The 9,949-nt window shown below is 65.8% G+C and carries 10 protein-coding genes; 4 read left to right on the forward strand and 6 right to left on the reverse strand.

Translation table 11 applies throughout. The features are described from left to right. Positions 1 to 120 precede the first annotated feature (120 nt). The 6 genes from PVW46_RS12960 to pedF all read right to left on the reverse strand — a co-directional run bounded on the left by PVW46_RS12960 (position 121) and on the right by pedF (position 6,146). On the reverse strand, positions 121 to 912 hold the full coding sequence (locus PVW46_RS12960; protein ID WP_069210436.1) for an FAD binding domain-containing protein: 792 nt from the start codon (positions 910 to 912) through the stop codon (positions 121 to 123). 55 nt (positions 913 to 967) lie between these two features. Further along, positions 968 to 3,337, reverse strand: a complete 2,370-nt coding sequence (locus PVW46_RS12965) for a xanthine dehydrogenase family protein molybdopterin-binding subunit (RefSeq protein ID WP_074622016.1) — start codon at positions 3,335 to 3,337, stop codon at positions 968 to 970. 85 nt (positions 3,338 to 3,422) lie between these two features. Then, complete coding sequence (locus PVW46_RS12970) at positions 3,423 to 3,908, reverse strand: (2Fe-2S)-binding protein (protein ID WP_069210434.1); 486 nt, start codon at positions 3,906 to 3,908, stop codon at positions 3,423 to 3,425. A 52-nt stretch (positions 3,909 to 3,960) separates the two neighbouring features. Further along, complete coding sequence (locus tag PVW46_RS12975) at positions 3,961 to 4,488, reverse strand: SRPBCC family protein (RefSeq protein WP_043140260.1); 528 nt, start codon at positions 4,486 to 4,488, stop codon at positions 3,961 to 3,963. Positions 4,489 to 4,555: 67 nt separating this feature from the next. Further along, entirely contained in the window at positions 4,556 to 5,461 is a 906-nt protein-coding gene (locus PVW46_RS12980) for a substrate-binding periplasmic protein (protein ID WP_052244411.1), read from the reverse strand. A 1-nt stretch (position 5,462) separates the two neighbouring features. After that, complete coding sequence (pedF, locus tag PVW46_RS12985) at positions 5,463 to 6,146, reverse strand: cytochrome c-550 PedF (protein ID WP_069210433.1); 684 nt, start codon at positions 6,144 to 6,146, stop codon at positions 5,463 to 5,465. Between the two features lie 158 nt (positions 6,147 to 6,304). Between pedF and PVW46_RS12990 the strand changes: the two genes are divergently transcribed. The 4 genes from PVW46_RS12990 to PVW46_RS13005 all read left to right on the forward strand — a co-directional run bounded on the left by PVW46_RS12990 (position 6,305) and on the right by PVW46_RS13005 (position 9,833). Beyond that, a complete protein-coding gene (locus PVW46_RS12990; protein WP_069210432.1) occupies positions 6,305 to 7,465 on the forward strand; it encodes an ABC transporter substrate-binding protein in 1,161 nt (386 codons plus the stop codon). An 8-nt stretch (positions 7,466 to 7,473) separates the two neighbouring features. Continuing rightward, positions 7,474 to 8,460, forward strand: a complete 987-nt coding sequence (locus PVW46_RS12995; protein ID WP_232788169.1) for a YVTN family beta-propeller repeat protein — start codon at positions 7,474 to 7,476, stop codon at positions 8,458 to 8,460. Positions 8,461 to 8,562: 102 nt separating this feature from the next. Beyond that, a complete protein-coding gene (locus tag PVW46_RS13000; protein WP_069210431.1) occupies positions 8,563 to 9,099 on the forward strand; it encodes a tetratricopeptide repeat protein in 537 nt (178 codons plus the stop codon). A 332-nt stretch (positions 9,100 to 9,431) separates the two neighbouring features. Beyond that, on the forward strand, positions 9,432 to 9,833 hold the full coding sequence (locus tag PVW46_RS13005; RefSeq protein WP_069210430.1) for a c-type cytochrome: 402 nt from the start codon (positions 9,432 to 9,434) through the stop codon (positions 9,831 to 9,833). The last annotated feature ends 116 nt before the right edge of the window (positions 9,834 to 9,949 follow it).

Below are 9,949 nucleotides of genomic sequence, written 5' to 3' on the forward strand. Positions count from 1 at the left end.
GGGGCGCTGCCCCCGTCTCCCTTCGGTCGCCTCCCCTGGAGGTATTTTTGGCCCAAAGAAACATCTGGCATGAAAAAACCCCCGGCCAGGGACCGGGGGTTCGAAGCTCTTGCAGCTGGATCAGCTGGCCGCGGCGACCGCGCGCTTGGTCATCACGCCAACCAGGTGGGCACGATAGGCCCCCGTGCCGTGCAGGTCCGAGATCATGCCGTCGGCGGGCACCGACAGGCCGGCCACCGCGTCGGGCGAGAAGTTGGACGACAGCGCCTGTTCCGCCTCGGTCCAGCGGAAGACGCCGTTTTCCGACGCCCCCGTGACCGCGACGCGCACGCCGTCGGCGTATTTGGCCACGTAGACAGCCGTCAGCGCAAAACGCGAGGCGGGCTGTTCGAACTTGGCGTAGCCCGCCGCCTCCGGCACCGGGAACCGGACCGAGGTGATGATCTCGCCTTCTTCGAGGGCGGTGGTGAACATGCCCTGGAAATAGTCGTCCGCCGCGATCTCGCGGGTGTTGGTCACGATGGTCGCGCCCGACCCCAGAGCCGCCGCCGGGTAGCAGGCGGACGGGTCGTTGTTGGCCAGCGACCCGCCGATGGTGCCGCGGTTGCGGACCGCGGGATCGCCGATACCACCGGCCAGCTTGGCCAGCCCCGGGTAATGCGCCGCCGCCTCGGCCGCGACGGTGGCATGGGTGGTGCCGCCGCCGATGGTCAGGTCGCCGTTGTCCTCGCGGCAGACGCCCTTCATCTCTTCGATGCCGGACAGGCTGACCAGCACGGACGGCATCGCCAGGCGCTGTTTCAGGGTCGGGATCAGGGTCTGGCCGCCACCGAGGGCCTGCGCCTCGTCCTGGCCCAGGGCCGAAACCGCATCGGCCACGCTGGTGGGCCGTACCATGTCGAATGAATACATCTCATATCCTCCTGTTGATCTCCCCCGGCCCTGTATCCAGGGCCGGGGGCGGGGATTATCCGTTCATCGCCGCCCAGACGCGCGAGGGCGACACGGGCATGTCGATGTGCTCGACCTTGTGACCGCCGGACTGCAGCGCGTCGATCACCGCGTTGACGACCGTCGGCGGCGAGCCGATGGCCCCGGCCTCGCCGCAGCCCTTCACACCCAACGGGTTGTGCGTGCATGGCGTCTGGCAGGAGTGGTCCACCGTGTAGTTCGCCATGTGCGGCAGGTCGTCGGCGCGCGGCATCGCGTAGTCCATGTAGGACGCGCTCAGCAGCTGGCCGTTCTCGTCGTAGGCGCAATTTTCCAGCAGCGCCTGGCCGATGCCCTGGGCGATGCCGCCATGCACCTGGCCTTCGACGATCATCGGGTTGATGACATTGCCGAAATCATCCGCCGACACGAACTTCTCGATGGTCACTTCGCCGGTCTCGGGGTCAAGCTCGACCTCGCAGGCATAGGCGCCCGCCGGGTAGGTGAAGTTCGAGGGGTCGTAGAAGGCGGTTTCCTCGAGGCCCGGTTCGATGTCCTCGAGCGGGTAGTTGTGCGGCACGTAGGCGGCGAGCGTCACATCCCCCCAGGCCACGGACTTGTCCGTGCCCGCGACCGAGAACTGGCCGTCCTTCAGCTCGATGTCCGTTTCCGCGGCCTCGAGCAGGTGGGCGGCGATCTTCTTGGCCTTGTTGATGATCTTCTCCGTGGCGCGGACCATTGCCGAGCCGCAGACCGCGATGGAACGGGACCCGTAGGTGCCCATGCCGAAGGGGATCTTGCTGGTGTCGCCATGCACGATGTCGATCATCGATTCGTCGATGCCCAGCATTTCCGCGACCACCTGCGGGAAGGCGGTTTCATGGCCCTGGCCGTGGCTGTGTGCGCCGACCATGACGCTGATCGAACCGGTGGCATTCACCCGCACGGTCGCCGCGTCATACAGACCCGCACGCGCGCCCAGCTGGCCCACGAGGTTCGACGGCGCGATGCCGCAGGCCTCGATGAAGCAGTTGACGCCCAGGCCGCGCAGCTTGCCTTTGGCCTCCGACGCCTTGCGGCGCTCGGGGAAGCCGGGGATGTCCATCAGCTCTTCCATCTTGGCCATCGTGGCCTCGTAGTCCCCGGTATCATAGGCCACCGCAACGGGGGTCTCGTAGGGGAACTGGGTGATGAAGTTCTGGCGGCGCAGCGCGATCGGATCGACGCCCAGCTCACGCGCGGCCTTGTCGATGACACGCTCCAGCTGGAAGGTCGCCTCGGGGCGGCCGGCGCCGCGGTAGGCATCGACCGGAACCGTGGTGGTAAAGACGGCCTTGACGTTCACCTGAACGGCGGGCGTCTTGTAGTTGCCGGCCATCAGCGTCCCGTGCAGCCAGGTCGGCACGGAGGACGAGAAGGTCGACAGGTAGGCGCCCATGTTGGCGTAGGTGTCGGTGCGCACGGCGGTAAAGTTGTTGTCCGCATCCAGCGCCAGCTCGATCTTGGTGACGTGGTCGCGGCCATGCGCGTCCGACATGAAGGCCTCGGAGCGCGACGAGGTCCACTTCACCGGGCGGTTCACCTGCCGCGCCGCGAAGGTGCAGAAGGCCTCTTCGGCGTAGTGGAAGATCTTGGTGCCGAAGCCGCCGCCCACGTCGGGCGCCACGACGCGCAGCTTGTGTTCCGGGATGCCAAGGACGAAGGCGCCCATCAGCAGGCGGATCACATGCGGGTTCTGCGAGGTGGTGTAGAGCGTGGATTCATCGTTGGCGCGGGAATAGTCGCCCACGGCCACGCGCGGCTCCATCGGGTTGGCCACCAGGCGGTTGTTGACCAGCTCCAGCGTGGTCACATGCGCCGCCTCGGCAAAGGCCTTGTCGGTGGTTTCCGTGTCGGTGCCGAACTGCCAGTCATAGCAGAGGTTGTCCGACAGATCGTCGTGCACCTTGGCGGCGCCATCGGCCAGCGCGGCCTTCATGTCGACGACGGCGGGCAGTTCCTCGATGTCCAGCTCGATGGCCTCGGCGGCGGTGCGCGCCTCTTCGAGGCTCTCGGCCACAACGGCGGCGATCGGGTCGCCGACGTGACGGACCTTGCCCTGGGCCAGGACCGGGTGAGCCGGTTCCTTCATCGGGTCGCCGTTCTTGTCAGTCACCTGCCAGCCGCAGGGCAGACCGCCGATGCCTTCGAAATCGGCGCCGGTAAAGATGCGCACGACGCCGGGCATCTTCGATGCCTCTTCGGTATCGACCTTGTTGATCTTGCCATGCGCCATGTCGGAACGCAGGAAGTAGACATAGGCCTGTCCGTGCAGGTTGATGTCGTCGGTGTAATTGCCGGCGCCGGTCAGAAAGCGGACGTCTTCGCGCCGTTTCTGGCTTGCTCCAATGCCATGATCCTTGGGCATGTGGATTCCTCCCTAAAGTCGATGGGCCGATGACCCACCTTGCGGAAATCGGTTGCGCGGCAGGTCATCCTGCCACGGGGTCAATTCACTCGGCGGCGATGCCCGAGACATCCTGCCCGGACGCGGCCAGGATCGCCTTGACGATGTTGTGGTAGCCGGTGCAGCGGCAGATGTTGCCTTCGAGATAGTCGCGCACCTCGGCCTCGGTCGGCTTGGGGTTCTGCTTGAGCAGCGAGGCCGCCGCCATGACCATGCCCGGGGTGCAGAATCCGCACTGCAGGCCGTGATGGTCCTGGAAGGCCTGCTGGATCACGTTCAGCGAGCCGTCCGCGTTGGCCTGGCCCTCGATGGTCGAAACCTCGGCGCCGTCGGCTTCGCCGGCGAACATGGTGCAGGCCTTCACGAGATTGCCGTTGACGTGGATGTTGCAAGCGCCGCACTGCGAGGTGTCACAGCCCACGTGGGTGCCGGTCAACCGCAGTTCGTCGCGCAGGAATTCGGTCATCAGCGTGTTGCCCTTGACCGACTTGGTGACGGATTTCCCGTTCACCGTCATCGTTACTTCTGCCATCGCTATCCTCCCTGGATAAAATGTCTTGTCTGGGTATCTCGATGTCGCTGGGTCAGCCCTTCACGAGCCGCTTGAACCAGCCTTTCTTGTGGGTTTCGTCGCCGTCCGCGCCGGGCTCGGCGGCGTCAGGGTCGGCCGGGCCTTCGACCGCGTCCTGGAAGTTCTGAAAGAACTGGTCGGCCATCTTCTTGGCGAAACCGTCGATGATCCGGCTGCCCAGCTGCGCCAGCTTGCCACCGACTTTGGCCTCGACCTCGTAGCTGAGCAGGGTGCCGCCGTCGGCGGTCTCTGCCAGGTCGACCTTGGCGCCGCCCTTGGCGAAACCCGCCGCGCCGCCCTTGCCTTCGCCGTTCAGCGTGACCGAGTTCGGCTTGTCCATGTCGGCCAGCGTGACCTGGCCCTTGAAGGTCGCCTTCACCGGGCCGACCTTCTGCACCACCGTCGCCTCGAAACCCTCTTCGGCCGATCCGGTCATCTCGGTGCAGCCGGGCACGCAGGCCTTCAGCACCTCTGGATCGAGGATCGCCTGCCACACCACGTCGCGCGGGGCCGCGATCTCGCGGCTGTCACTCATCTGCATCTCTCAACCCTCTTCCTTCTGACGGTCGCCCAGGGGCAGCCCCGTTCCTGTGCTCGCTATGGATCACTCAACGCTCAGGTGGCGTGAAACTCAACCCGTAGCTTTCGAAAATCGCCGCGATACGCCCATCGTCGAGCGCCGCGTAGATCGCATCGTCCACCGCGTAACCAAGCGGACGATAACGGAAATTAACCCCCAGCCCGATGGTCCACTTGCCCACCGCGAAGCCGGGCAAGGGCGGCTGGTGCACGGCCAGGTCATCCGTCAGGCCGTATTCCAGCTGGGCCATCGGGCCCATCGCCGCCTTCACCTCGCCCGCCGCCAGCGCCGCCATCGCCTGCGCGGTGGTTGGGAATCGCCGGATATTGGCGTTCAGCTGCCCGCCCGCCAGCGAGGTCAGGTAGAAATCGGCAATCGAGTCGTTTTCCACCGCCACGGTATCAAAGCGGAAATAGGCCGGAACAGGTTTTTCCTCGGGATAGGCCGCCTTGTCATAGGCAATGGCGATCCCCTCGGTCTGGTATTGGCCGGTAAAGGCCACCTGTTCGACCCGGCAGGTAAAGGCGCTGTCATAGGGCACGCGCAACATCACGTTGGACACGGCACCGCCCACCACGGGCCCCTTCCAGAGATAGTTACGCAGGTCGGCATCCAGGTTTTCACCCGCCGACACGAACTTGAAGCGCGGCGCGACACCGAGATCCTCGGCGATCAGGCGCCCGATCTCGATGTCGACGCCGCGCGGCTTGCCGTTTTCTTCGAAGGAATAGGGCGGGTAATCCTCGTAGACGGCAAATTCGATCCAGCCGCGCTCCATGATCTGGTCGATGTCCTGACCGACGATGTCGCGGCTGGCGTTCTGGGGTTTCGGTTGCGGCACCCAGTCCTCGCAGCGCGCCTCGACGGCGCCCGCGATGCCGGCCCAGAGGCCGGCCACCAGGCACAGTTTCAGCAGGGGGCGCGCTGCAATCATGTCAGTGCGCCGCCGACAGGCCGATGGTCAGCGCCTCGGCAGCCAGCCGATAGCCATCGGTCGTGCCGTCGATCAGCGCCGAGGCCCGATAGGCCGCGCTGTCGGCAACGGGTGCACCGCTCAGCGTCTCGATCCCGGCGGCGATCTCGTCCAGCTTGGCCTTCATCCCGTCCGGGTCGGCACCCGAGGCATCCTCGGACCAGGCGGCCAGCTGGTCGCGCAGGCCCTTCAGCTCGGGCGTCAGCTCTGCCATCTGTTCATCGTCGGGCCGCGCCTCGATGTAGGTGCGGATTGCCCAGGCCGCCTTCTGGCCCAGGAGTTCGCCAAAGGCCGGCATCTTGGTGGTGCCGTTCTGGGTATAGCCGTGGATGAACCGTTCCATGTACCATTCGTCGCCGTATTCCTCGGCTTCGAGAAAGCGCAGGTCGGGCGCCAACCCGCCCGAGATCACCTCGAGCCCGTGGCAGCGCGCGCAGTTCTGGTTGTAGCCGGATGCGCCGATCTCGACGGCGGTCCAGTAAACGTCGTCTCCCTGATCGCGGTAGGGGTTTTCGGTCAGCCATTCCTCGCCCACTTCGGGCAGGGCATCGGTGTTGACGGGCTGGGGGGCAACGTCCCCATGCGACAGCGCCATCGTGGCGCCGAACATCAAGGCCAGGCTCAGTGCAGTGGTCTTGCGGGTCATGTGCGTGTTTCCTCCTCGGTGCGATTGCCCTTTTCTTAGGGGGCCGTCTCGCACCGAAGCTATTGGACCTAAGTCCCAAGCCGCGCGGAACCTCGACCAAGGTCCTATTCCGCTGGAAAATACGCTGCCTACTCTCTTGGCAAAGGGAGGATTTCACGATGTTGCTGCGCCTGGCTCTGGCCTTGTGCCTTGGCACGTCGGCTGCTGTTGCCGACGTGTCCGTTACGATTCACTACCTCCGGCAAGAGGTCGAACAGCCCCCCGTCCTGTCCAACCTCGATCCGATTCCCGAGGACCTCGGCCTGAAGGGGGCCGAGCTGGGCCTCGCCGACAATGCCACGACCGGCCGGTTCATGGGCCAGACCTGGACGCTGGAGGTGACGGAGGTGCCCATCGGCGGCGATCTGGCCGCGGCGGCGCGCGCCGCTCTGGCGACCACCGACCTGATCGTGCTCGACGCCCCCGCCGATGCGGCGCTGGCCCTGGCGGACCTGCCCGAGGCGGCGGGCGCGCTGATTTTCAACAGCGCCGCCCCCGATGACCGCCTGCGCGGCGCGGACTGCCGGGCAAACCTCCTGCACACCCTGCCCAGCAATGCCATGCGCACAGATGCCCTGGCGCAGTTCCTGCTGAACCGCCGCTGGAACGACCTGGCCATGATCACCGGCACTCACCCGGATGACATCGCCTTTGCCGAATCCCTGCGCGCCAGCCTGGCCAAGTTCGGAATGCGCCTGACCGCGGAAAAGACCTGGGCCTTCGACGCCGACATGCGCCGCAATGCCAGCCAGGAGGTGCCGCTCTTCACCCAGGACCTCAAGGCGCATGACGTCCTGCTGATCGCCGACGAGATCCATGATTTCGGTCGCTACATCGCCTACAACACCTGGATACCCCGCCCCGTTGCCGGCTCCGAGGGGCTGGTGCCCGTGGCCTGGGCGCAGGTCGTGGAACAATGGGGCGCGGCACAGCTGCAATCGCGGTTCACCGACCTGGCCGCGCGCCCGATGCAATCGCGCGACTACGCCGCCTGGGCCGCCGTGCGCGCCGTGGGCGAGGCCGTCACCCGCACCGGTGCCGCCGACACCGCGACCCTGCGCGCTTACCTGCTGGGCCCCGATTTCGAACTGGCCGGCTTCAAGGGCCGCCCGCTGTCGTTCCGCGACTGGAACGGCCAGCTGCGCCAGCCGATTCCGCTGGTCACGCAACGCGCCGTGGTGGCACAGGCCCCGCTCGAGGGTTTCCTGCACCAGGTCAACGAACTCGACACGCTGGGCCGCGACGCCCCTGAATCCGATTGCACGGCATTCGGCAATTGAGGACCGACATGATGTTTCTTCTTGGTAAAAATACCCACAAGACCCTCACCGCTTGCCTTGCCGCCTGCCTGCTGGGCGCGCCTGTCACCGCCGAGGAAATCTGGGTCACCAACGAAAAGGACGACACGATCAGCGTGATCGACGTCGCCACGCTCGAAGTGGTGCGCACCATTCCCACCGGCGACCGCCCGCGCGGCATCACCTTCAGCCACGATCACAAGGTGGTCTATATCTGCGCCTCGGACAGCGACACGGTGCAGGTCATGGACCCCGATACCGGCGAGATCCTGTTCGACCTGCCCTCGGGCGAGGACCCGGAGCAATTCGTCCTGCACCCGGACAACCGGCACCTTTACATCGCCAACGAGGATGACGCGATCACCACCGTCGTCGACGTGGTCAGCCGCACCGTCGTGGCCCAGATCGACGTGGGGATCGAGCCAGAGGGCATGGCCGTCTCGCCCGATGGCAAGCTGGCAATCACCACGTCGGAAACCACCAACATGGCGCACTGGATCGACACCGAGACCCGCGAACTGGTCGCCAATACGCTGGTCGATTCGCGCCCCCGCCATGCCGAGTTCGCCGCCGGGGGGACGCAGCTCTGGGTGTCTGCCGAGATCGGCGGTACGGTCAGCGTCTTCGATGTCGAGACCAAGGCAGAGCTGGCCAAGATCGACTTTGCCGTCAAGGGCGTGCACCCCGACCGCGTGCAGCCCGTGGGATTCGAGTTCGACGGCGAGGAAAAGACCGCCTTTGTCGCCTTGGGGCCGTCCAACCACGTCGCCGTCGTCAACGCCGAGACCTTCGAGGTCGAGCAATACATCCTGGTCGGGCGCCGTGTCTGGCACATGGCCTTCAACAGCGACAAGTCGCTGCTGTTCACCACCAACGGTGTCTCCGGCGACGTGACGGTGATCGACGTGGCCAAGCGCGAGGCGATTAAGACCATCAAGGTGGGCCGTTTCCCCTGGGGCGCGGCGCTGCGGCCCTGATCGCAGAATGTCGAGCGGGTGATGGCCACGCCGCTCCGACACGCTAGGTCAAATCACATCGCGGCGGAGCAGACCGCCGCGATCCCTTGAAAGGAGGATGCGATGCGCATCACCATCCTGGCGATCTGCACCGTGATCGCCACCCCCGCCTGGGCCGAGGAAGACCTGGGCACCCTCAACCCGCCCGAGATGGGCATGGACCGGGTGATCGACAACATCCGGCGCGGACAGGCCGACATGACCACCTGCGCCTCGGGCTATCACTTCACCAAGAAGGGCGATCACGCCGACGCGCGAGAGATCTTTCGCCTGTGCGCCGAAAAGGGCGGCTACACGGCGGCGATGACATGGATGGGCCAGTTGCAGAACAACGGCCTGGGCGGCGAGTACGATCCCGATGCCGCCGCCGAATGGGACCGGCGCGCCGCCGAGGCGGGCGATCCTGTGGGCCAGTTCAACTACGGGCTGGCGCTGATCCGGGGGCATGGTGTCGCCCGGGACGAGGCCACGGGCCGTGCGATGGTGGACCGCGCCGCCAAGGCGGGCCTGCCGGTGGCCCGGCGGCTGCAGGGCGCGGGCTATGACCTGGATGAGGTCACGCCCGACGCCGACAACCGGAAATACGCTCCCCTCTTCTGAACCTGCCGGAACCGGCGGACAGATCTGCCTTTCGGGAAAGGACCGACGCAGAGCAAGGGTCTGCGCCGGCCATCCCGCAAAGCTCCGAATTAAGGGAGGATCCTTGCCGCATCGGGCAACGATCCCTTGGGGAGTCCGGGCGCCTTGCCGGGAATCCGAAAGGCAACAAGCCGTGGTCCCACATGGTCGGGGACGGCCTGATGTCTTGTCCTTGATCATGATCAATCCGCGCACACGCAGGAATACGACCAAAGCAGCGGATGGCTTTTGCCCATGATCGGCAGAGGATCGCGCCAGGACCAGGGAATCGCGCACCTCACTGGAGACCAGACATGAAGACCGCCCTCATTCTCGCCGCCGCGCTCATCGCCGGTCCGGCCTGCGCAGACACATTCGACGAGATCAAGATTTCCGCCGGCAAGGCCCTGTTCGACAGTGAATGCCGCCGTTGCCACGCGGTCGATGCCGACCATGCCTCTTACGGGCCGCCGCTGGAAAATGTCATCGGCCGCGCGGCGGGCAGCTATCCCGACTACGATTATTCCATCGCGCTCGAAGCCTCTGGCATCGTCTGGACGCCCGCCGCCCTGCGCGCCTGGATGGAAGACAACGACGGCTTCATGCCCGGCACCAAGATGCGCCACGTCGGGATCGAGGACCGCACCGTGCAGGAATTCATCCTGTCCTACCTGGGCAGCATCACCACCCAGGACAACGGCGCGATTTCCGACTGATCGCCCGGCTGGCCGCAACGCAAAGGGCAGCCCCGCAGGCTGCCCCACCCGAAAATCGGACAGTGACGTAAGCTACGACCTAACTGTCCTAGGGTCAGGACCCATTGATTTGGTTG

This window comes from Mameliella sp. AT18 (assembly GCF_028807275.1).
In the GTDB taxonomy this organism is placed as follows: domain Bacteria; phylum Pseudomonadota; class Alphaproteobacteria; order Rhodobacterales; family Rhodobacteraceae; genus Antarctobacter; species Antarctobacter albus.

Bases quoted from the DNA above. Each gene is read 5' to 3' on its own strand.
- PVW46_RS12960 (WP_069210436.1), bottom strand. From the start codon at position 912: ATGTATTCATTCGACATGGTACGGCCCACCAGCGTGGCCGATGCGGTT.
- PVW46_RS12965 (WP_074622016.1), bottom strand. From the start codon at position 3,337: ATGCCCAAGGATCATGGCATTGGAGCAAGCCAGAAACGGCGCGAAGAC.
- PVW46_RS12970 (WP_069210434.1), bottom strand. From the start codon at position 3,908: ATGGCAGAAGTAACGATGACGGTGAACGGGAAATCCGTCACCAAGTCG.
- PVW46_RS12975 (WP_043140260.1), bottom strand. From the start codon at position 4,488: ATGCAGATGAGTGACAGCCGCGAGATCGCGGCCCCGCGCGACGTGGTG.
- PVW46_RS12980 (WP_052244411.1), bottom strand. From the start codon at position 5,461: ATGATTGCAGCGCGCCCCCTGCTGAAACTGTGCCTGGTGGCCGGCCTC.
- pedF (WP_069210433.1), bottom strand. From the start codon at position 6,146: ATGACCCGCAAGACCACTGCACTGAGCCTGGCCTTGATGTTCGGCGCC.
- PVW46_RS12990 (WP_069210432.1), top strand. From the start codon at position 6,305: ATGTTGCTGCGCCTGGCTCTGGCCTTGTGCCTTGGCACGTCGGCTGCT.
- PVW46_RS12995 (WP_232788169.1), top strand. From the start codon at position 7,474: ATGATGTTTCTTCTTGGTAAAAATACCCACAAGACCCTCACCGCTTGC.
- PVW46_RS13000 (WP_069210431.1), top strand. From the start codon at position 8,563: ATGCGCATCACCATCCTGGCGATCTGCACCGTGATCGCCACCCCCGCC.
- PVW46_RS13005 (WP_069210430.1), top strand. From the start codon at position 9,432: ATGAAGACCGCCCTCATTCTCGCCGCCGCGCTCATCGCCGGTCCGGCC.